General features: G+C 56.4%; 15 protein-coding genes and 1 riboswitch. Of the genes, 10 read left to right on the top strand and 5 right to left on the bottom strand.

Annotated features, from left to right (window positions below; translation table 11 throughout):
* The first annotated feature begins 128 nt into the window (after nucleotides 1–128).
* Nucleotides 129–1,241 carry an enoyl-CoA hydratase/isomerase family protein gene (locus tag SB725_RS05380; RefSeq protein WP_027925549.1) on the top strand — a complete coding sequence of 371 codons (1,113 nt, stop codon included), beginning with the start codon at nucleotides 129–131 and terminating at the stop codon, nucleotides 1,239–1,241.
* Nucleotides 1,242–1,364: 123 nt separating this feature from the next.
* On the opposite strand, the gene SB725_RS05385 is transcribed toward SB725_RS05380, so the two are convergent.
* From SB725_RS05385 to SB725_RS05405, 5 genes are all read right to left on the bottom strand, one after another.
* Nucleotides 1,365–6,953 carry a calcium-binding protein gene (locus SB725_RS05385; protein WP_410921404.1) on the bottom strand — a complete coding sequence of 1,863 codons (5,589 nt, stop codon included), beginning with the start codon at nucleotides 6,951–6,953 and terminating at the stop codon, nucleotides 1,365–1,367.
* 2 nt (nucleotides 6,954–6,955) lie between these two features.
* The gene (locus SB725_RS05390; RefSeq protein WP_027925551.1) at nucleotides 6,956–7,813 is read right to left on the bottom strand and encodes a hypothetical protein; all 858 of its coding nucleotides are present in this window, start codon (nucleotides 7,811–7,813) and stop codon (nucleotides 6,956–6,958) included.
* A 30-nt stretch (nucleotides 7,814–7,843) separates the two neighbouring features.
* Nucleotides 7,844–9,049, bottom strand: coding sequence for a glycosyltransferase family 4 protein (locus tag SB725_RS05395; protein WP_194939875.1), 1,206 nt, complete (start codon nucleotides 9,047–9,049; stop codon nucleotides 7,844–7,846).
* Nucleotides 9,050–9,302: 253 nt separating this feature from the next.
* On the bottom strand, nucleotides 9,303–9,755 hold the full coding sequence (locus tag SB725_RS05400) for a hypothetical protein (RefSeq protein WP_081744009.1): 453 nt from the start codon (nucleotides 9,753–9,755) through the stop codon (nucleotides 9,303–9,305).
* Nucleotides 9,756–9,922: 167 nt separating this feature from the next.
* Nucleotides 9,923–10,156, bottom strand: coding sequence for a hypothetical protein (locus tag SB725_RS05405; RefSeq protein WP_059181471.1), 234 nt, complete (start codon nucleotides 10,154–10,156; stop codon nucleotides 9,923–9,925).
* A gap of 283 nt (nucleotides 10,157–10,439) precedes the next feature.
* Nucleotides 10,440–10,540, top strand: a riboswitch (guanidine-I (ykkC/yxkD leader).
* 61 nt (nucleotides 10,541–10,601) lie between these two features.
* Between SB725_RS05405 and SB725_RS05410 the strand changes: the two genes are divergently transcribed.
* From SB725_RS05410 to SB725_RS05450, 9 genes are all read left to right on the top strand, one after another.
* Nucleotides 10,602–11,669: a putative urea ABC transporter substrate-binding protein gene (locus SB725_RS05410; protein WP_027925555.1), complete on the top strand. Its 1,068-nt coding sequence runs from the start codon at nucleotides 10,602–10,604 to the stop codon at nucleotides 11,667–11,669.
* 16 nt (nucleotides 11,670–11,685) lie between these two features.
* On the top strand, nucleotides 11,686–12,501 hold the full coding sequence (locus SB725_RS05415; RefSeq protein WP_027925556.1) for an ABC transporter permease: 816 nt from the start codon (nucleotides 11,686–11,688) through the stop codon (nucleotides 12,499–12,501).
* Nucleotides 12,498–13,286: an ABC transporter ATP-binding protein gene (locus SB725_RS05420; protein ID WP_027925557.1), complete on the top strand. Its 789-nt coding sequence runs from the start codon at nucleotides 12,498–12,500 to the stop codon at nucleotides 13,284–13,286. The genes SB725_RS05415 and SB725_RS05420 overlap by 4 nt, the downstream gene beginning before the upstream one ends.
* Before the next feature lie 12 nt (nucleotides 13,287–13,298).
* Nucleotides 13,299–14,024, top strand: coding sequence for an urea amidolyase associated protein UAAP1 (locus tag SB725_RS05425; RefSeq protein WP_410921405.1), 726 nt, complete (start codon nucleotides 13,299–13,301; stop codon nucleotides 14,022–14,024).
* Between the two features lie 11 nt (nucleotides 14,025–14,035).
* Nucleotides 14,036–14,677, top strand: coding sequence for an urea amidolyase associated protein UAAP2 (locus tag SB725_RS05430; protein WP_410921406.1), 642 nt, complete (start codon nucleotides 14,036–14,038; stop codon nucleotides 14,675–14,677).
* Nucleotides 14,678–14,980: 303 nt separating this feature from the next.
* Entirely contained in the window at nucleotides 14,981–18,610 is a 3,630-nt protein-coding gene (uca, locus tag SB725_RS05435; protein ID WP_410921407.1) for an urea carboxylase, read from the top strand.
* A gap of 25 nt (nucleotides 18,611–18,635) precedes the next feature.
* A complete protein-coding gene (atzF, locus tag SB725_RS05440; RefSeq protein WP_410921408.1) occupies nucleotides 18,636–20,414 on the top strand; it encodes an allophanate hydrolase in 1,779 nt (592 codons plus the stop codon).
* 189 nt (nucleotides 20,415–20,603) lie between these two features.
* On the top strand, nucleotides 20,604–22,091 hold the full coding sequence (locus tag SB725_RS05445; RefSeq protein ID WP_410921409.1) for a diguanylate cyclase: 1,488 nt from the start codon (nucleotides 20,604–20,606) through the stop codon (nucleotides 22,089–22,091).
* Nucleotides 22,092–22,094: 3 nt separating this feature from the next.
* Entirely contained in the window at nucleotides 22,095–22,289 is a 195-nt protein-coding gene (locus tag SB725_RS05450; RefSeq protein ID WP_027925563.1) for a cysteine-rich CWC family protein, read from the top strand.
* Nucleotides 22,290–22,319: the final 30 nt, after the last annotated feature.

Genomic DNA, 22,319 nt, shown 5'->3' on the forward strand with positions numbered 1-22,319 from the left:
ACATCCGGCAAAAACAATGGGGCGAACCCTAGGAAAGCCCATCACGCTTGTCAATTGATCTGACGCACATCCGGCACTTTCCTCAACAGCGATCATACTGAACGCTCAAATTCCCGATCGAGGTCACGATGAATCTGCACTTCGAAGAACTCACCGGCACCGACGGCGCGCGCATCGGCATCGCCAGCCTCGATGCCGAAAAGTCCCTCAACGCCCTGTCCTTGCCGATGATCAACGCCCTGAGCGATCGAATGGACACCTGGGCCAAGGACCCGCAAATCGTCTGCGTGTTACTGCGCGGCAACGGCGCCAAGGCCTTCTGTGCGGGCGGTGAAGTGCGCAGCCTGGTGGAAGCCTGTCGTGCGCATCCCGGAGAGGTGCCGCCCCTGGCCGCGCACTTCTTTGCGGCGGAATATCGCCTGGACTTCAAACTGCACACCTACCCGAAACCGTTGATCTGCTGGGGCCATGGTTATGTGCTCGGAGGCGGGATGGGGTTGTTGCAAGGCGCGAGCATCCGGATTGTCACGCCGAGCAGTCGGCTGGCGATGCCCGAGATCAGCATTGGCCTGTACCCGGACGTTGGCGCCAGTTGGTTCCTCTCGCGACTGCCCGGCAAACTCGGCCTGTTTCTGGGCCTGACCGGCGCCCATATGAACGGACGCGATGCCATCGACCTGGACCTCGCCGACCGCTTCCTGCTGGATGAACAGCAAGAGGAATTGATCCAAGGGTTGCTGCAGCTGAACTGGCAGGAGCAAACGCCGATGCAACTCAACAGTTTGCTCAAGGCCTTGCAGCAGGAAGCGGTTGCACAAATGCCCGAAGCCCAGTGGTTGCCACGGCGCCAGCACATCGATGAACTGCTGGATGTCAGTGATGTGAGTTGCGCCTGGAAAGCCATCAGCCTGCAACGCGACAGCGCCGATCCGTTACTCAGCCGTGCCGCAAAAACCCTGAGCGAAGGCTCGCCGCTGACCGCGCACTTGGTCTGGGAGCAAATCATCCGGGCCCGGCATATGTCTCTGGCTCAGGTTTTCCAGATGGAATACACCCTGAGCCTCAACTGCTGCCGTCATCCGGAATTCAGCGAGGGTGTGCGGGCACGGTTGATTGATAAGGACCAGAAACCGCATTGGCATTGGCCAGACATCAATAATGTGCCGGGTGCGGTGGTGGATGCGCACTTTCAGAAGGCTTGGGAAGGTCGGCATCCGCTGGCGGATTTATCCGAATACTAAAATGCTGGCGTTGTCCGCGATAGCCATATTAAAGGAGGCTATCGCGGGCGGCTTTAATTCAAGATCAAGTCGCTTGGTACGATCTAGCTAATAATCACTGCCTGTTTTTTTTCGGGGCTGTAGCTAAATTTTAAGCCCATAAAATTCAGCTATTTCCTTGGTCGCCTCCAAAACCCCCTCCTCACCACGTAGAAATATATCGTCCATATCCCTTAGCGGGGGTAGAGGATGTAGAAGCCCAACCAATTGATCAGCGGTGTAGTCCTGAGTGGTTCTATCCATTCCTTGAGTTCTTACAAAACTTATCGCGGAGTCACCGCCTAAAAAATGATTGGCCACTCGTATCTTCGGAGCCACACCATAATTCACCACTACGACGAGATCGTTATTATCGCGATGAAATTTCAACTGATGAATGGATGCACCAAAGTCTGTAAAATCGATTCCATCCATACCGCCAGACGCATTAACAATTAAATCTCTTCCAAGCCCCTCATACTTGTAAATATCATTACCCGCGCCGCCGTTTAAAGTGTCGTTACCAGGCCCTCCCCACAGGATATCGTCCTCTGCACCACCCGAGATCACGTCATCCCCCTGCATGCCCCGCATATCTCCATTACCGCTCAAAGTATCATTACCTTGACCGCCAACAAGGGGGAGTTTTTTATCATCCCTAAGGGAGACAAACTCCGGCGCATTATCGATAAAAACACCGTGGCGATAAGTATCAGGCGCGGGACCCAATTCACCATTACTTATAAGGCGTTCCAGACTGATGTCTGACCCATCTGCGAACTTCACAACTTCAATGCCAGAACCGCCGAGATCACTAGCATTCGGCAATACAATGCGAACTTGTTGATCTTTACTCCAAGAGATATCAAGTGTCGAATACAGCATCTGTCCACGGGGTGGATTGCGATAGGTGTCGGGTTTGGGGTTTGGCGCCAACTCAATATTAACCGCCTCAACTAACACAGCACCCCAGCTTAACTGCAACTGCTCAAGCGTTACCCCTTCAGGAAATCTAATGGTGTCCGTATCGTCTAATCCGAACTCAGCTTTCCACTCGGCAACGCCCACTTCTGGACGAAGAAAAACAGGGCTTAAAATATCCGCAACAATAGTAGTCGCTCCACTATGCGCGGCTATTATATAAGTATCTGGACCATTTCCTCCGTAAAGCCAATCATGCCCTGAGCCACTGATCAAATAATCTTGGCCCTCTGATCCGAGCAGCGTATCGTTTCCTGCCCCGCCTGACAAAAACGCACCGGACATCCTATCCTCATACTCTCGATAAAAAATATTGGGAGCCTCATAAGTAACCACCAAGTCGTCACCTGTTCCACCATGAAAAATATTACCGGCTTCGAGATTTACCCTGCCACCCTCATCATCGCCTTGAACAATTTGGTGAGTGATAGATTCAGTCGTCACATCCCAAATGAATTTCTTATAACTCAACTCACTACCTTCGAAGCTTCCAGGTGGATACACATACCAACCTTGAATGAAACCAGTCGCGCTTTTATGCTCGACAATAACTTCCCCAGCACTTAAAGAAAAACCACCATGGCTTGAGCCGGAGGGGTAATACTGTGGCTCTTGTTTTGGCTTGTATTTCATACCGCCTACTACAGGGAGTCTGGACTCAGCATGGGACGTTGCACTTGAAGTTCTTTCGCTAATTACCGCCCTCCCAGAAACCAGACTCATTCGCTCCGGGGTCTCTGACAATGATCCTGCCTGGAAGCTTTCAATAATCAGGTTGGTTTTTTCGTGGTAGCTGTAATCATCATCAGTGATATGACTTTTGCTCCAGGCACCTTGAGCATTCAGTACAAAACCCGATGCTAGTATGAATGCCGAGCGGCGTTTTTTCAGAGTCCCCAGAAACTCTTCACTCCACAGTTTACCGGTATCAGCTTCAACTCGTGGGATATCAACCACAGCATTATTGATAACCTCCGCCTCATTGGATTTTTCGTTACCTCCTGATTGCGCCTTAATATGAGCATTATTTGCAGTCCCAACATTGTCGTCTACGCCTTGCACCACAAACGTTTCCGCCAAGGACGAAACATCTGTCGGGCCATGGACTATTTTCATAACGTCCTGAAAACTTAAAACAGAACCGTCACTAAAACTGAACGATGAATATTGCCATTTATCGTAACCACGAATCAGGACAGCATCACCCAGCCCGTTAAAAATTCGTAATACCGGACCAACATCTACAACAATGATGTCAGCTTTTAAATTACCCACAGTAAATCCAGGGTCGAACTTTATGACGTTGTTTCCGCCTGCATCAGCAATAACATCGAGCCCATCACTAATGCCAAAATGATAGGTATCATCGCCGTCTTCCCCATCCAAATAGTCGTTGCCGCGGCCTCCTTTATATACGTTATTACCGGAACCACCGCGAAGGTAATCTGCACCTGCACCACCATACAAAGTGTCGTTTCCGCCACCGCCTATTAGGGTGTCATTTCCTGAACCGCCATCAAGATAGTCCGCTCCGTGCTCTGTTTCGGGTGTTTGCTCATAATCACCCAGCAAGAAGTCATCATCGGCACCACCGTGAAGCGTGTCGGCGCCTAAGCCTCCCCAGAGCGTATCGTTTCCAGCGTCACCTCGAATGTAGTCATTATTGGTTAGTCCGGCTGGCTGGCTGTGCTCGTCTCCATCCAAGGCGTCATTCCCTTCGCCCCCTATCAGCGTGTCGGAGCCCCCCATGCCTCGAAGCGTGTCATCACCAGTACCGCCATCTAGAAAATCATTACCTTGGTATCGAGCCGGGTGATCGGAGTAATCCCCGGATAAAACATCGTTGCCGGCGCCGCCATAAAGAGAATCATCAGCACCGCCACCTTGTAGAGTGTCGTCACCTGCACCACCATCCAGAAAATCATTACCGAAGTAATTTGCTGCGTTACCCTCAACACCCTGCAAAACAAAGTCATCGCCGGTCAGCTCATCGTTACCGAGACCGCCGTACAACACATCGCTACCACCATTACCGGCCAGGGAATCATTACCATCGCCCCCCTCCAACAAATCGTTGCCGTGGTGCCGACTTTGCAGACCGCCTCCCCAATCCAGGTTGTCACCCAACAAAATGTCGTTATCGTTGCCACCATGAAGAGTGTCATTCCCCCCATCGCCACTCAAAACATCATTTTCAGTTCCACCATCGAGTAAATCATCGCCCCAGCCGCCGTTGATAAAGTCACTGCCTCCCTGACCAAAAAGAACGTCATTGCCACCTCCCGCAGGAGCGCTGAGAGAGGCACGGGCAAAGACGTTACGCTTGCTAACGACACCTTCACCAATGGGGACATCAATCCTTTTGAAATTCCAGGTTTTTTCCAGCATCCCGGTCACATCATCACCGGATAAATTGTCATCGCCAGCTCCTCCCATGAGCGTATCTGGACCGTCGCCACCGAGCAGCACGTCTCGGGACTCAGTGCCCACGAGTAGATCCTCACCCTGCCCCCCATCAAGCCAATCGCCACGACTTGCCTTTCCGGGACCAGCTCCAGCAGCCATCGCTTGTTCGATTGTTAACGGCTGATCTGCAAACAACCGGTCATTTCCGGCTTTACCAAATAGCTGATCGGAGCCACCAAGCCCGATTAGGACGTCGTCGTTCGTCGATCCGTGAAGCACATCTGCCTTATTTCTCTGCTTCACCTTACGCACGATAACGTTGCCCAATTCATCATGAGCGAGCTGATCACCGGGAACAGTGGGGTCGGTGTCTTTTGCTTTCCAGTCGCCCACGACGGTTAGACCAGGCCCTGAAAAGTCCTGGCTTTGGTAATCCGGGAGAAGGATGCCCAACATGCCAGGCGTGAAGTGTTTAATAAAAACCAGATCATTCCGGCCGTATTTGATATGGAGCGTTTTTTCAGAAAGCTCTTCGATGACAGTTAAAGCGATAGCCCCATCTTCCGTAACCCAAGTATTGCTCAGAGGACCACTACGCTTAAGGGCAGGAATAGGTAAACCATTTATAAGTATCTGGCCATCAACGTCAAAGTCGGAAATCTGATCGACGCCATCACCACTCGAAAACTCGTATCGATCACTGCCAACGCCTCCAATCAGAATATCGTTACCTTGACCGCCGACTAATACATCATCCCCAGACATACCGCGTAGCACGTCTCTGCCATCTCCGCCTTTTAACCAATCACGCCCCTGACCACCTTCAATGTAATCATTTCCTTCGAGGCCGATGATCGTGTCATTACCCAAGCCACCATAGAGATGGTCGCTATTGGGGCCGCCGCTGAGCGAACGACTTCCATCATCACCAAACATCACCAGAGGATTTGAAACCCCGGTAGTCATAGACACTTGTTTACCTGATTGAAGATCCGAGTAGGAATGGGCCTGAATCGTGTTTTCTCCGAATGATCCGTTGGTCCTGGCTATCAAGCGACCTAACATATCCGCGCGATCAACCAGCCATCGTTCGGTGATAAAGCCTTCGCCGGTTTTAGAGTCGTAGAGTTCTAGTCCCCTCCCTGAAAAACCGTCAATTCTTTCAATGACTATTTCACTCAAGTATTTCAGGGAATTCCGTAGCGCCATCCCGGCAGGCGACTCCTGGGCCGCTAGTGTTCCCCAATCAGAAGCGCTGCCATATTCTCTAATTGCCCTGGCAACAATATTTTGAGATTGGCTCGGTGATAAAGACGAGAAAAACGCATGGGCGTTTGCGGCAAATGTTGCATCTGTAGTGAGTGACGCTGAAGAAACACCATCATAGGTTAGTTTGAACATATCAAGGAAGGCATTCACCCCATACCTTAATATCAAATCCACCGCGGATGAAATAGGTGTACCTTTGATAATAGACTGGATGAACGGATTATAACTTCGACTGCTGCGCGCAATATTTATCTGCTCAGGCACAACTGAAAACAGGCTCTCAAATGCATTCCAACCAAAATTTTTGGCCACTGCTTCAAGCGCTACATTGTAGGAATCGATGGCGAACAAGATATTCTTAAAATCATCCAGCCTATTAACTCTCGCCAGTTCGTGTCTTCCTTTTATTTCCGAGTCGGGATCACCTGCCGAAATCAATCGCCACGTTTCATAGGGATATTCCCCGCCCAACAGACTAAAGCCAATTGTGCCAGACCATCCAGCGTTGCGACTTGCAGCGGTGTCTTTTTCCGCTCCTTCCTGAGGAAACAGTATTTTACCGATGGCGCTTGCATCGATGGAAGCGATTTGGTCAATTGCAGGCACGGTCCACGGTGCCAAGTTGAATTCAATTGATCCGTACAGCAAAGTATTCATGAAGTTGACGGCCACCTGGTTCGATGACTCCTGCATCAATTCTTCACTAAACATTTTATTCAGTCGCAACTGTCCTTGCCGCACTGTGTAAGCACGGATCAACGCTGAATAAGCACCGTTCCCTCCGTTCGCATCGATCGCCACATCAAGCCACAACTTAGCACTCTTGAAAACCTTCTTGACACTCTCATCAAAAACCACAAAACCAGAAAGCTTTTCACCAATCATATCTGACAATGTTTGATAAAAGGGCTCACAGTTCGTACTCACCACCGCAACTGCCTTATACTCTTTATCATGCAGATCGAACTTCATTCCGGTGCATACACTGACAGCATCAATAATTTTTTCTTTCTCTTCAGCATTAAAAACATAACTCATCATTACTTCCCTGTAATTATGGCACTCGAAAGATATTCACTAATAAATTTAAGCGCTGCAGGAGCAACACGCAGCGACCGCGTCCCTAGATGAACACGAGCGTCTCCACCTGCAAAATCGAAATTATGCAACCCCACTGTGCAACGGGTATTTAACTGACCAAAATCCAGGTTTTCCAGTTGTGATTTATTAAACGTTAACAAAACCTCTCTGCTGAACCCACTTTCCAAAACTTCGCTAGATGGAGAACCCAAACCATCACATGCAATCACTCGTGGAGTTCCATCACTTCGGCGCCAATCGCGCATTATAAAACCGCTTACCGCGAATTCATTTTCAACACTAGGAGGGGGAGCATTGAGCCAGAGTTCCAGACCGGGATAATTCTTGAGCTTCACAATAAGCTCTTCTGGCCATTCCTTGGTCTGACGTCCCATGTTAATTGGCTCGGTGGACTCTGTCCTTGTGTACAACCTGGCAGCCAAACTAAAATACCTCCAATGGGATAACGGCTCGTTCCCGAGGTCCTGATAAGTGGGGCGAAGTTCAGTGCCAGTCCACCAGAAGTCTCCTTCCAGGAGCGTTGCAATGCACTGGCCATTCCTTGTGGCAGAACCGAAATGGAACCCCGGTATTTTAGCTATATCAAGAAGGCTTCCTCCCAATATTGGAACATGCTCCATACCCGCTAGTTTTTGATTGCATTTCTTTGATATCTCTCGGCTACGATCTTGCTCCTCCGCCATGCGCTCCGATTCAACATAACAACTCACCAACCAAGAACAAAGAACCACAACCAAACCGTACTTGATTATGGTTTTACACCACCAATATGCATCCTTGCGAATCACCTTATACATTTCAAACTCCATTTAAAATGATAAATCAGCCTATTGAATTACCCGATCAAAAATATCGAAATAGCCTTGCACTCCGTATTTCAGATCAAATCTGCTCGCTGTCGATTTCGCATTTTCTCTCATAAAACTGAAATCATCAGCGTTTTGCAAAACCCTGCATACTTCTCCAGCTATCGCCTCAGCGTCAAAAAAATCGACTAACATCCCATTGACGCCATCAACGACAACCTCTTCAACTGGAGCGGTATTTGAACCTATGACAACACACCCAGACGCCATCGCCTCCAACAATGACCAAGACAAAACAAAGGGATAAGTCAAATAAACATGCGCTTTTGAAACCTCCAAAATGGCCCTATAAGCTTTATAAGGTAACCGTCCCGTAAAATGTATTCTGGAAAGATCCAGATCCAACTCAGCGACCAATTTACTACGCCAACTCTCAAACCCTTTCGGCAAACGCCCATAGCTGACTTCATCACCTCCCACGATTACAATTTGGGCATCCGGGCACTCGGCCTGAATATAAGGAATAGATCTCATAAAACTATGAAAGCCACGATAAGGCTCAAGATTTCTGGCGACATAGGTAACGATTGGCTGCCCGGTCTCCAGCACATACCCGCTATTTAACTGCACAGAGGAAACCGGCACATACTCGGTTACTTGCAGAGGTACTCCCTCATGAATTACGTGAATTTTAGAATGGTACGCTCGAGGAAACAGACTCCGTTGCCAGTGGGTTGGCGCAATTCCAATATCACATTGCTCAAGATTCAACAAATGCATCGAATTAAGCGGACGAAGGCTTGAAGAAGTATCTGGGGTAGACGGAAATTCCGGATCAAAATCGACATCCGTACCTTTCGGATGATAATAATACTCACACAAATGAATAAGAGGGACGTCGGGATACACATCCTTGATGAACAGCGTTTCACCCCATCCCGGATGAGCAAGTATCACGCCAGGGCAATAACCGTCTTGTTTAAGACCAAGTAATATTCGACGTACTTGTTGCCCATCAACTATTGCGTCTTCATATTTATGTAAAAACGGGTGCGTACAACCTGATACTTTTCTTACCGGCCGATATCTGAATAATTTTATTCCTGGCAAGCCTGGAGAAGTAGTTCGTCCAATGGCAGTAACCCTAACGCCTGCTCGATTCAACGCCGCCGAGGCAACGTGTCGAAATTGACCTGGAAAGTTTTGATGAATAATCAGTAAATTCATGATTCAGGTTCTTTCATGTGCACCCCGATTTAATTGAATTTTTTCGAACATCAATACGAATGCACAAACGCTAACAAACGTTCAGAAATAAAAATGTAGGAGGGTTCCGAGAACGTCCGAGGAGATGGAGCAAAGCGAGTGAATTTCGAATTGATCAGGCAGTGCCCTCATTTTTTTCTCCCTACGAGCTTTTTCTGAGGAAAAAAAAACGGCGCTTGACGCGCCGCTTTCTCGAAAAAGTGTCTTGTGATGCCTACCGGTGGCCACCCCGGCCATCGTGATCGCCATGACCATTGTGGTCACCGCGTCCACCGTGGTTGTTGTTGCGTCCGCCACCCCCCCGGTAGTCATTATTCCAGCCGCCTCGGTTATGCCCGTCCCACCCTTGGTTCTGATGGCCCCGGTAATCGCCTCGGGACTGGTAATAACGCGGGGCCGGTTGATACACCCTTGGCTGATAGTAATAGCGCGGCGTTGGCTGGTAATACCGCGCGGGCGGTGAGTAGTACCGGGGCGGTGGTGAGTAATAACCCCCGCCACCGGAATAGTAGGAACTGCCACCGGCGTAATAGGTGGGCGCTGGCGAGGTATAGACCTCGGAACCGTAGTAGCTGTCTCCTCCATCGGAATAGGGCACGCAAGCACCCAGGGACAATCCGGACAGAGCAATCAGAAGAATTCGGCTGAGCTGTTTTCGACAGTTCATGGCGGCCTCCTGGACCGCGAGTGAGCCACACCAGCGACGCTGGCGAGCGACAGTCAATTATTCGGGGACTGTCGAAAGATCAGACATCGATTTCGAAATCTGGTGCGTTCTTGAAACACATTGAAACATCTGGCCGATGAAAGGTTTTTCATCTATTCACACGCTGATTAATGGTGCCAGCGGTGATATCCACCGCCGTAATAACGCGGCCCGTGACCACCGTAATAACGGTAGCGATAGCCCCCGTAATACCGTGGGCTGTAATAGCCACCGTAGTAATAGGGCGAGTAATAACCGGGGTAGTAATAAGGTGCGGTGTACACGTCGTCGTAGCCTGCGTAGTAGTAGCAGCCAGACAACCCCACACCCAGCAACGCACAGAACACCATTCGACGCAGCATGACGGCCTCCGAAAAGACCCGGGACAGCAGCCGGCAACGGTCGGCTGACATAGCGTTTGACTGGAAAACCAGCGTCGAGTGCTGCACCACGAACACCTTCAGATCAGCGGCCCACCCGTCCCATTGCGGTGCAGCCGCGCACCATCAAAAGGCAACGCGCCTGCCCTTCCGGCGCCCATCCGCGCGTCATCCCCCGCGTTAGAGCGCTCGCGTCGACTTGGCACGCCTCTCGCTTTAGCAACTGTGTGCAGGAGTTCATCACAGGTTCGCGGCACCACAATTTGCAATGGCTGACTAGGGTTCCGGCTCGCTTGTGCGAGTGGCTGGTCCGAGAGTTGGCGACCTCCAGTTGAGGTTACACGGCGGGACAAAAGCCCGGGAGACAAGCCACCGTTCGCGGTGCCGCGTTGACTCCTGCCCGCCCCTGATCAACTGGAGAACCACCATGTCCCAGCTTCGTTTACCCGCCCTGCTCGCCGCTGCGTTCGCAGTCTTCGTGAGTTTCTCGTCCCAGGCCGCCCAGAAAGACCACTTCAGCGTTTGCTGGACGATTTATGCCGGCTGGATGCCATGGGAATACGCCGGCAGCCAAGGCATCGTCGACAAATGGGCGAAGAAGTACGGCATCAAGATTGACGTGGTGCAGCTCAACGACTACGTCGAATCGATCAATCAATACACCGCCGGCCAGTTCGACGGTTGCACCATGACCAACATGGACGCGCTGACCATTCCGGCCGCTGGCGGCGTCGACAGCACCGCGCTGATCGTCAGCGACTTCTCCAACGGCAACGACGGTATTGTGCTCAAGGGTGACGGCAAGAAAATCACCGACCTCAAGGGCATGGACGTCAACCTCGTGGAGCTCTCGGTTTCCCACTACTTGCTGGCCCGCGCGCTGGATTCGGTCGACCTCACCGAGAAAGACCTGAAAGTGGTCAACACCTCCGACGCCGACATCTCGGCCGCCTTCAACACCGAGCAGGTCAACGCCGTCACCACCTGGAACCCGATGCTCTCGGACATCAAGGCCAAGCCTGACGTCACCGAAGTGTTCAACTCCAGCCAGATCCCCGGCGAGATCATGGACATGATGGTGGTCAACAGCGCCACCCTCAAAGACAACCCGGCCTTGGGCAAAGCGCTGACCGGCGCCTGGTTCGAAGTGGTCGAGTTGATGAACGCGAAAAACGCTGCCAGCAAAGCCGCGCTTGAACACATGGCCAAGGCCTCCGGCACCGACCTGCCGGGTTTCCAGGCGCAACTGGACACCACCAAATTGTTCGCCACGCCTAAAGAGGCGCTGGACTTCTCCACCAGCAAGCAACTGCCGGAAACCATGCGCAAAGTCGCCGAGTTCTCGTTCCAGCACGGCTTGCTCGGCGAAGGCGCCAAGGACACCAGCGCGGTCGGCATGGCATTCGCCAACGGTGTGACCAGCGGTGACAAGTCCAACCTCAAGCTGCGCTTCGACCCGACTTACGTGCAGATGGCTGCTGACGCCCAGCTGTAATCACGAGGAGCTGGCCATGCGCCTGATCAATCGCCACCCGGATCGCCCGAGTCGCCTGCTGTTGGTGATCCTGCCGTTCGCCCTGGTGCTGTTCGCCTACTTCATGGGCTCGGCCGAGCGGCTGATGGACAACCCCAACGACAAGCTGCTGCCGAGCGCCGTGCAGATGACCGACGCGGTAAAGCGCCTGGCCTTCGTCGCCGACTCCCGTACCGGCGAATACCTGCTCTGGCAGGACAGCGCCTCAAGCCTGCGCCGCTTGGCCATCGGCCTCGGTATCAGCGCATTGGCAGGGTTGTGCCTGGGCATGGCGGCCGGGACGTTGCCGCTGTTCGGCGCGCCGCTGTCACCGTTGTTGACAGTGCTGTCGATGGTGCCGCCGCTGGCGATCCTGCCGATTCTGTTCATCGTGTTCGGCCTTGGGGAATTGTCAAAAGTGATGCTGATCGTGATCGGCATCACCCCGGCCCTGGCCCGTGATCTGGAACAGCGCGCCCGGGAAATTCCGGTCGAGTTGCTGATCAAGGCCCAGACCCTCGGCGCCTCGACCTGGACCCTGATGCTGCGCGTGGTGCTGCCGCAGCTGTTGCCGCGTCTGCTGATCTCGTTGCGGCTGATGCTCGGCTCGGCATGGTTGTTCCTGATTGCCGCCGAAGCCATCGCCTCGACCGACGGCCTCGGCTACCGGATCTTCCTGGTGCGCCGTTACCTGGCGATGGACGTGATCCTGCCGTACGTGGTGTGGATCACCCTCCTCGCCTGGCTGATGGACTGGGGCCTGAAGCGCCTGACCCAACGTGCTTTCCCTTGGTATGAAGGAGCACGCGCATGAGCTTCATCACGGTAAAAAACGTCTGGCAGCAATACGGCGATCAGGTGGTGCTCGAAGGCCTGAACCTGAACGTCAACGAGGGTGAGTTCTGCACACTGGTCGGCGCTTCCGGTTGCGGCAAATCGACCTTCCTGCGCTTGCTGCTTGGCCAGGAACGCGCCAGTCGCGGCGAGATCCTGCTCGATGGCCAAACCCTGGCAGGCGAACCGGATTCGAGCCGTGGCGTGGTGTTCCAGCGCTACTCGGTGTTCCCGCATTTGACCGTGCTGGACAACGTCGCCCTCGGTCTCGAATTGCCGCGCTCGCCCTTGATCGGACGCCTGTTCGGCAGCGCCAAGCGTGATGCGCGCGAACAGGCTTCGGTGTTGCTGCACAAAGTCGGCCTCGGCCACTCGCTGGACAAATACCCGGCGCAGCTGTCCGGCGGCATGCAGCAACGGCTGGCCATCGCCCAAGCGCTGATCATGAAACCTCGGGTGTTGCTGCTCGACGAACCCTTCGGCGCGCTCGATCCAGGTATCCGCAAAGACATGCACGCCTTGCTGCTGGAGCTGTGGCGCGAGACCCAACTGACGGTGTTCATGGTCACTCACGACCTGTCCGAAGGTTTCAGCCTCGGCACGCGTCTGCTGGTGTTCGACAAGGTTCGCATCGACCCGCACGCCCCCGGTGCCTATGGCGCGCGCATCACCTACGACATCCCTTTGAACAGCGACCGCCGCACCACCCGTGCCGCCGTCGACGCCCTGCCGATGCCCATGGCAGGCACGCTTCGTATCGCTTAGAGGATTCTGCACATGACTGATTCGACCCAACTGTTCCCCCCCTTCGCCGAAGAATTACTGCCCGGTGGCGGCCATCGTTCGTTCGTGTTGAAGCGCGGCCAACTGCTGCGCCTGACCGACCTGCGCGGCGGTGCCAACGTCAGCCTGACGCTGCTCAATGCCAACGAAAAAACCGAACGCCTGAACCTGCCCGACAGCCTCAAATGCCAACACACCGCCAAGCTCACCCGTGGCCATTGCCTGTACTCGGACATGGGCCGCGTACTGGCCGCGATCACCGCCGACACCTGCGGCTGGAGCGACAGCCTCGGCGGTGTGCTCTGCGCTGAAGAAGTCGCGGAAAAATACGGCGCCGGCCGCTATCAGGAACTGCGCAACGGCTTCTTCCGCAACGGCACCGACAACCTGCTCGTCGAGCTCGGCAAGTGGGGGTTGGGCCTGTCCGATCTGCTGATGACCCTCAACCTGTTCAGCCGCGTCGACGTCGACGAAGCCGGGCGCTTCCACTTCGTCGAAGGCAATTCCCGGGCGGGCGATTACATCGAGTTGTACGCGCCGATGGACACACTGGTGGTGCTCACCGCACTGCAACACCCGATGGACCCCTCGCCCGACTACGCGCCAAAACCGCTGAAGCTCAGCTGGATGAACGCCGACGCCAGCGTCGCCGAACACTGCCGCACTTCGCGCCCGGAAAACGAGCGCGGCTTCATCAACACCGACCGTTTGTTCGCTTGAGGATCGCTGCCATGTCACTTGCAATCGCTACCGCTCACAAACAACCTGACACTGCGATCTACCGCGCAACCATCCCGGCCGGCGAACCGTGGCTGATGGAAGTCAAGGCCGGCCAGACCTTGCGCATCCTCGACCTGGAAGGCAATCAAGCCGTCGATACGCTGTTCTACAGCGTGGCCAATCCGAAAGAACGCTACGACGTGCAACGCACGCTGCGTCGGCAAAACAGCGTCTACCTGAGCACCGGCAGCGTCCTGTATTCGAACCTCGGCAAACCGATGCTGACCATCGTCGCCGACACCTGCGGCCGTCACGACACCCTCGGCGGCGCCTGCGCACAAGAGAGCAACACCGTGCGCTACGCCCTGGAAAAACGCTACATGCACAGCTGTCGCGACAACTACCTGCGCGCCTGCGTCCACGACGGGCGACTGGGCAAGGGAGACATCGGGGCGAACATCAACTTCTTCATGAACGTGCCAGTCACGGCGGACGGCGGCTTGACCTTTGCAGACGGCATTTCGGCGCCGGGCAAATACGTCGATCTGCGGGCCGAGATGGACGTGATCGTGCTGATCTCCAATTGCCCGCAATTGAATAACCCGTGCAACGCCTACAACCCGACACCTGCGGAGTTACTGGTATGGAACTGAAAATCGCGCGGTTGCGTAAATGGTTGTTCACCCTGTGCCAGGCCCGCTCCGGCCAGTGCCTCAAAAAGTAAAACCACCACTAAACCCTGTGGGAGCGGGCTTGCCCGCGACGACGGTACGTCTGCCACATCAATGTTGAATGTGCCGGCCCAATCGCGGGCAAGCCCGCTCCCACAGGTTCGGCGTTGTTCGCAAGAGAAGTGATTCTGCCGTCGGGGACGACCCTGGCGCCTATCGAAAAACTGCGGGACGGCCCGCATCCCAGGTCGAGGCTGATGCGCAATCGCCTCCGGGGGTTATGCCATGTTCGAAAAAGTCCTGATTGCCAACCGTGGCGCCATTGCCTGCCGCATCCTGCGCACCCTGCGTGATTTGCAGGTCAAAGGCGTCGCCGTGTACTCCGAAGCCGATGCCGCCAGCCTGCACATCCTGCAAGCCAATGAAGCCCACAGCCTCGGTGAAGGCGCGGCGGCCGGCACCTATCTGGCGGTCGACAAAATCCTCGCCATCGCCAAAGCCACCGGCGCCACGGCGATTCATCCCGGCTACGGTTTCCTTTCGGAAAACGCCGCGTTCGCCGAAGCCTGCGAAGCTGCCAACATCGCCTTCATCGGCCCGACGCCTGAACAGCTGCGCGTGTTCGGCCTCAAGCACACCGCACGCGCCCTGGCCAAGCAACACGGCGTACCAATGCTCGAAGGCACCGAACTGCTCGACAGCCTCGACGCCGCCCTGATCGCCGGCGAACAGGTCGGCTACCCGGTGATGCTCAAGAGCACTGCCGGCGGTGGCGGTATCGGCATGCGTGTGTGCCGCAGCGCGGCTGAACTGAGCGAATCCTTCGAAGCGGTGAAACGCCTCGGCCAGAACAACTTCAGCGATGCTGGCGTGTTCATCGAGAAGTACATCCAGCGCGCGCGGCACCTGGAAGTCCAGGTGTTCGGCGATGGTCGCGGCGAGGTGATTGCCCTCGGCGTGCGCGACTGCTCGGTACAACGGCGCAACCAGAAAGTCCTCGAAGAAACCCCGGCGCCTAACCTTCCGGAAGGCATGGCCGACGACCTGTGCGCAGCGGCCATCAAACTGGCGAAAGCGGTGAACTACCGCAGCGCCGGCACCGTGGAATTTGTCTTCGACAGCGAAGACCAGCGCTTCTACTTCCTTGAAGTGAACACCCGTTTGCAGGTGGAACACGGCGTTACCGAACAAGTCTGGGGCGTCGATCTGGTGCGCTGGATGGTCGAACTCGCGGCGGGTGATTTGCCGCCGCTGCGTGAGTTGAGCCAAGGGTTGAAAGCCGAAGGGCATGCGATTCAGGCACGACTGTATGCCGAAGATCCGGGGCGTGATTTCCAGCCAAGCCCGGGCTTGCTCACCGCCGTGAATTTCCCGGCCGCCAACGGCATCCAACTGCGCATCGACACCTGGGTCGAGGCCGGTTGCGAGATTCCGCCATACTTCGACCCGATGATCGCCAAGGTCATCAGTTGGGCGCCGACCCGCGAAGAAGCACGCACCGATCTGCATCAGGCGTTGGGCGACAGCCTGCTCTATGGCGTGGAAACCAACCGCGATTATCTGCGGCAGATTTTGCTGGATGTGCCTTTCGCCAGCGGCCAGCCGTGGACGCGTTGCCTGGAAGGCCTGGTGTATCAGGCCAACACCTTTGAAGTGCTCAGCGCCGGCACGCAAACCAGCGTTCAGGACTATCCGGGGCGCCTCGGTTATTGGGCGGTGGGTGTACCACCGTCGGGTCCGATGGACAGTCGCGCGTTGCGTCTGGGCAATCTTTTGCTGGGCAACGAAGTAGGTGCCGCCGCGCTGGAAATCACCATGAGCGGACCGTTGCTGCGCTTCAATTGTGATGCGGTGGTGGCGGTGACTGGCGCGGTGATTCCACTGACGCTGAACGGTGAATCCGTCGCGATGAATACGACGCTGTTGATTCCGGCCGGCGCCACGTTGGGCCTCGGCACGATGGCCGGTGCGGGCGCGCGCAGCTATCTGTGCGTACGCGGTGGCTTGCAGGTGCCGGATTATCTGGGGAGCAAAAGCACCTTCACCCTCGGTCAGTTTGGCGGGCATGGCGGTCGTGCGTTGCGGGCGGGGGATGTGTTGCATGTGCCTGCTTTGCTCGACCGCAGCGCGGGTGCCGAACTGGCTGAAGTCGCTGAGATGTCTGCCGTACGACAAATTCGCGTGATCTACGGCCCGCATGGCGCGCCGGAATACTTCACTGAAAACTATATCGGCACATTCTTCTCGACCCAGTGGGAAGTGCATTTCAACTCCAGCCGGACCGGCGTGCGCCTGATCGGGCCGAAGCCGGAATGGGTGCGGGCCGACGGCGGTGAAGCGGGGCTGCATCCGTCGAACATTCATGACAATCCGTATGCCATCGGGGCGGTGGATTTTACCGGGGATATGCCGGTCATTCTGGGGCCGGACGGCCCGAGTCTGGGTGGATTTGTGTGCCCGGTGACGGTGATCGAGGCGGACCTTTGGCAGCTGGGTCAATTGAAGGCCGGGGACAAAGTGCAATTCATCCCGGTCGATATCCAGACCGCCCGCACCCTCGCATTGAAATGGAACTCCCCCTGTGGGAGCTGGCTTGCCTGCGATGGGGCCAGGCCAGACACCGCATCGACTTCATCGCAGGCAAGCCAGCGCCCACAGGGAATTATGTCGCCTGTTGTATTGGATATCGGTCAGGGGGATACGCGGCTGGTTGCACGCCTTTCCGGGGACACTCACCTGCTGCTCGAAATCGGCGCGCCGGAGCTTGATCTTGTTTTGCGCTTCCGCGCCCACGCCCTCATGCAAGCCCTGGAAAGCAAACACCTGCATGGCGTGATCGACCTCACCCCAGGCATCCGTTCGCTGCAAGTGCACTACCAACCCGAGCAACTGCCGCTGGCCGACCTGCTCGGCATCGTCGCCGGTGAATGGGACGCCGTGTGCGCCGCCAAGGACCTGCAAGTGCCCTCGCGCATCGTGCATTTGCCGCTGTCCTGGGACGACCCGGCCTGCCAGTTGGCCATCGAGAAATACATGACCACCGTGCGCAAGGACGCGCCGTGGTGCCCGAGCAATCTGGAGTTCATCCGTCGCATCAACGACCTGCCCAACCTCGACGAAGTGCAGCGCACGGTGTTCGACGCCAGCTACCTGGTGATGGGCCTGGGCGACGTCTACCTCGGCGCACCCGTCGCCACACCACTGGACCCGCGTCATCGTCTGGTGACCACCAAATACAACCCGGCCCGCACCTGGACCGCGGAAAACTCGGTGGGCATCGGTGGCGCCTACATGTGCGTCTACGGCATGGAAGGTCCCGGCGGTTATCAGTTTGTCGGGCGCACCTTGCAGATGTGGAACCGCTATCGCGAAGTCGCCGCGTTCGATGGCAAACCGTGGCTGCTGCGCTTCTTCGACCAGATCCGTTTCTACCCGGTGAGCGCCGATGAACTGCTGCGCATCCGCAAGGACTTCCCGCTCGGGCGTTTCGAGCTGAACATTGAGCACAGCCAGTTGAACCTGGCGGACTATCAGGCATTCCTGGCGAAAGAAGCCGAGACCATCGCTGCGTTTCGCGATCAGCAACAAGGCGCTTTTAACGCTGAACGCGAACGCTGGATCGCCAGCGGCCAAGCGCATTTCGACAGCGAAGAACTGGTCCCGGAGGCGACCGAAGAGGCCGCGCTCGCCAACGGTGAAATGAGCGTCGACAGCCACATCGCCGGCAACCTCTGGCAGGTTCAGGTGGAGACCGGCAGCCGCGTGGAAGCCGGCGATGTGCTGGTGATTCTGGAGTCGATGAAGATGGAAATTCCGCTGCTCGCGCCGACGGCTGGTGTGGTGCGTGAGATTCGTGTGCAGCCCGGTTCCGCCGTGCGCGCCGGACAGCGCGTCGTGGTGCTGGAACTCGACTGAACCCATTTCTAAAAGGATTAACGCCATGAACATCAATCTGCAACTCGACGCCCTGCGCAGCACTTATCGCCTCGGCAACATCACGCCCCGTCAATTGCTGTCGGGTCTGCGCGACAAAGCCGCCGCGCTGAACCCGGACTATCACCTGTTCATCCACTTGCTCAGTGTCGAAGAACTGGAACCGTACCTCGCCGCCCTCGACGGCCGCGACATCGACAGCCTGCCGTTGTACGGCGTGCCGTTCGCGATCAAGGACAACATCGACCTGGCCGGTATTCCGACCACCGCCGCGTGTCCTGACTTTGCCTACGTGCCAGAGCAATCGGCGACCATCGTCGAGCAGTTGCTGGCGCTGGGAGCGATCCCGTTGGGGAAGACCAACCTTGATCAATTCGCCACCGGCCTCAACGGCAGCCGCTCACCGTATGGGGCATGCCCGAACAGCGTGTTGCCGGAGTATCCGTCAGGCGGCTCCAGCGCCGGGTCTTCGTTGGCGGTAGCGCTCGGCGTGGCGAGCTTTTCGTTGGGCACCGACACGGCGGGATCGGGGCGTGTGCCGGCGGGGTTGAACAATCTGGTGGGATTGAAAGCCACCAAAGGCTTGATCTCCACGGCGGGTGTGGTGCCGGCCTGTCGCACGCTCGATTGCGTGACGACCTTCACCGCGACCGCTCGCGAGGCCAGCCAGTTACTCGCGCTCACCGCCCACCTCGACCCGCGTGATGAATACAGCCGCCGCAATCCGCAGTGGAATGACGGCGCAGCATTCGGTACACCGCGCCCGTTCCGCTTCGGCGTGCCGCGCGCGCAGGACCTGGAATTTTTCGGTTGCCCCGAAGGCCCGCTGTTGTTTGGGGATGCCATCGACCGGCTCAAGGCGTTGGGCGGTGAAGCCGTCGAACTGGATATGTCGCCGTTTCTCGAAGCGGCCCGTTTGCTCTACGAAGGGCCGTGGGTGGCTGAACGCTACAGCGTCGCCGGGGAGTTGATGGAGCACAATCCGCAAGCGGTGCTGCCAGTGATTCGTGCGGTGCTGGCCAAGGCGCCAGCGGTGACCGGCGTACAAACTTTCCGCGCGCAGTATCGGCTGCAAGCGTTGAAAGCGTTGTGCGACAAGGCGCTGGAAGAACTCGACTGCGTGCTCACGCCGACCATCGGCCGCCCGGTGACACGGGCACAGCTGGACGCCGAACCGGTGCTGCGCAATTCGGAACTGGGTTACTACACCAACTTCATGAACCTGCTCGACTACGCCGCCGTCGCGGTGCCTAGCAGCTTTATGGGCAATGGCCTGCCGTGGGGCGTGACACTGTTTGGCCGGGCGTTTACCGATCAGTATTTGCTGAGCGTGGCGGATGCTTTCCAGCGCCAGCAAGGTCTGACCACGGCGGCGCCAACGGCGGCGGCGCGTAACGATCGGGCGCGGTTGGTGGTGTGTGGCGCGCACCTGGACGGCTTGGCGCTGAATTGGCAATTGAAGCGCCGTGGGGCGCGGTTGGTCGAGACGACGTTCAGTTCGCCGGACTATCAACTGTATGCCTTGGCCGGCGGCCCACCGTTTCGTCCGGGGATGGTGCGGGTGAAGGATGGCGGTGTGGCGATTGCGGTGGAGGTTTGGGAATTGCCGAGCAGCGAGTTGGGCTCGTTCCTGACCGGGATTCCGGCGCCGCTGGGGCTGGGCAAAGTGCAACTGGCGGATGGGCGTTGGGAGAGCGGGTTTATCTGCGAGGCGTATGGATTGGAAGGCGCAGTGGATATCAGCCACCTCGGTGGATGGCGCGCTTACCTGCAATCCCTGACCTAAACACCGTCCCCTTGTGGGAGTGAGCCTGCTCGCGATAGCGTCATAACATCCGACATAGATGTCGACTGACACACCGCCATCGCGAGCAGGCTCACTCCAACAAGGACCGTGTTCTGCGCACATAGAGCAGTTATTTCCCGGCAGTGCCATTAGAATGCCTGCCATCGGGTCTCTGCCAACGGAATCGTCATGCCGCTTCGCTCGCCGCTGTATTCGCAACGTTCGTTGGTCCTCACACTGATTGCGCTGCTGGGCGCAGGCTTCCTCGCCACGTCCTTCCTCAGTTACTACGCCTCGCGAGCGTCGATTCGCGACAACATCGTCAACACCGAACTGCCACTGACATCGGACACGGTCTACTCGGAAATCCAGAAAGACCTGGTCAGGCCCATCCTGATTTCCTCGATGATGTCCCGCGACACCTTCATGCGCGACTGGGTGGTCAACGGCGAGCACGAGCCGGAAAAAATGACCCGCTACCTCAACGAGGTCATGACCCATTACGGCGCCTACACCGCGTTTTTCGTCTCCAACAGCACCCTGACCTACTACCACGCCAAAGGCGTGCTCAAACAGATCAAGGCCAGCGAGCCCCGGGACACCTGGTATTTCCGTGTACGCGACATGGCCGAGCCTTACGAAATCAATGTCGACCCGGACATGGCCAACAAGGACAACCTGACCTTCTTCATCAACTACAAGGTCTACGACTACGACGACCGTTTCATCGGCGCGGCGGGTGTCGGCCTGACCGTCGATGCAGTGATCAAGCTGATCGACAAGTATCAGCAGCGCTATCAGCGCAGCGTGTATTTCGTCGACAACTTCGGGCGCCTGGTGCTCACCGGCGCCGAGGGCGGCCCGCAAGGCGCAAAAATCGGGCAGAGTCTCGCTGAGCTCGACAGCATGAAAACCCTGGTCAGCCAACTGCCCAAACCCCACAGCGGCAGCTACGAATATTCCGTGCAGGGCCAGGGACATTTCCTCAACGTGCGATTCATTCCGGAGCTGAACTGGTATCTGTTTGTCGACAAGCGCGAAGACGGTGCCCTCAGTGAAATCCGTCAGTCGCTGTACCTCAACCTGCTGATTTGCCTGCTCGTCACGCTGATTGTGCTGGCCCTGCTGAACCGGGTGATCAAGCGTTATCAGGAAAAGATCCAGGCCCAGGCGACGCTCGACAGCCTGACCGAATTACCGAACCGTCGCGGCTTCGACCTGCTGGCCGCGCAAGCCATGCACGAAGCCCAGCGCGAGCCGAAACCGCTGACCGCATTGCTGCTGGACCTGGACCACTTCAAGGCATTAAACGACACCTACGGCCATCTGGCCGGCGATCAGGTGCTGATCGGCTTCGCCCGGGATCTGCAGAGTTGCCTGCGGCACGCTGACATCGTCTGCCGCTGGGGCGGTGAAGAATTCATCGTCTTGCTCAAGGACACCGACGGTGAGACCGGTCTGAAAGTCGCCGAGAAAATTCGCCAGCATGTGGAAACACAGCGTTATGCCTACAACGATCGGGCCTTGCAGCTGACCGTCAGTATCGGCTTGACCACCTTGCAGCCGGATGACACCTTGCACACCCTGCTCTCTCGCGCCGATCATGCGATGTACCGGGCCAAGCAATCCGGCCGTAATCGCACCTGCGTGGAAAAGTCTCACTCCAGCTATGAATAATCCATGAACAAGCCTGACTTCTGCCCGGCCTGCGGTGCGTCCAACGACTGCACCCTGGCCGATCCGAAAACCGCTGATCGCGCCTGTTGGTGCTATGGCGTCAGCATCGACCCGGCCGTGCTCGAAGCGCTGCCGCCGGAACTGCGCGATAAATCCTGCCTGTGCCCACGCTGCGCGCAGGTCGAGGCGCAGCTGTAAGCAAGCGCCCGGCCGATCACGTAAGATACG

Source organism: Pseudomonas sp. SIMBA_041 (assembly GCF_046535095.1).
In the GTDB taxonomy this organism is placed as follows: domain Bacteria; phylum Pseudomonadota; class Gammaproteobacteria; order Pseudomonadales; family Pseudomonadaceae; genus Aquipseudomonas; species Aquipseudomonas mucoides.

Excerpts from the sequence above, each read along its gene's own strand:
- SB725_RS05425 (WP_410921405.1), top strand. The coding sequence starts at position 13,299 with ATGACTGATTCGACCCAACTGTTCCCCCCCTTCGCCGAAGAATTACTG.
- SB725_RS05385 (WP_410921404.1), bottom strand. The coding sequence starts at position 6,953 with ATGAGTTATGTTTTTAATGCTGAAGAGAAAGAAAAAATTATTGATGCT.
- atzF (WP_410921408.1), top strand. The coding sequence starts at position 18,636 with ATGAACATCAATCTGCAACTCGACGCCCTGCGCAGCACTTATCGCCTC.
- SB725_RS05450 (WP_027925563.1), top strand. The coding sequence starts at position 22,095 with ATGAACAAGCCTGACTTCTGCCCGGCCTGCGGTGCGTCCAACGACTGC.
- uca (WP_410921407.1), top strand. The coding sequence starts at position 14,981 with ATGTTCGAAAAAGTCCTGATTGCCAACCGTGGCGCCATTGCCTGCCGC.
- SB725_RS05405 (WP_059181471.1), bottom strand. The coding sequence starts at position 10,156 with ATGCTGCGTCGAATGGTGTTCTGTGCGTTGCTGGGTGTGGGGTTGTCT.
- SB725_RS05400 (WP_081744009.1), bottom strand. The coding sequence starts at position 9,755 with ATGAACTGTCGAAAACAGCTCAGCCGAATTCTTCTGATTGCTCTGTCC.
- SB725_RS05395 (WP_194939875.1), bottom strand. The coding sequence starts at position 9,049 with ATGAATTTACTGATTATTCATCAAAACTTTCCAGGTCAATTTCGACAC.
- SB725_RS05430 (WP_410921406.1), top strand. The coding sequence starts at position 14,036 with ATGTCACTTGCAATCGCTACCGCTCACAAACAACCTGACACTGCGATC.
- SB725_RS05390 (WP_027925551.1), bottom strand. The coding sequence starts at position 7,813 with ATGTATAAGGTGATTCGCAAGGATGCATATTGGTGGTGTAAAACCATA.
- SB725_RS05410 (WP_027925555.1), top strand. The coding sequence starts at position 10,602 with ATGTCCCAGCTTCGTTTACCCGCCCTGCTCGCCGCTGCGTTCGCAGTC.
- SB725_RS05420 (WP_027925557.1), top strand. The coding sequence starts at position 12,498 with ATGAGCTTCATCACGGTAAAAAACGTCTGGCAGCAATACGGCGATCAG.
- SB725_RS05380 (WP_027925549.1), top strand. The coding sequence starts at position 129 with ATGAATCTGCACTTCGAAGAACTCACCGGCACCGACGGCGCGCGCATC.
- SB725_RS05415 (WP_027925556.1), top strand. The coding sequence starts at position 11,686 with ATGCGCCTGATCAATCGCCACCCGGATCGCCCGAGTCGCCTGCTGTTG.
- SB725_RS05445 (WP_410921409.1), top strand. The coding sequence starts at position 20,604 with ATGCCGCTTCGCTCGCCGCTGTATTCGCAACGTTCGTTGGTCCTCACA.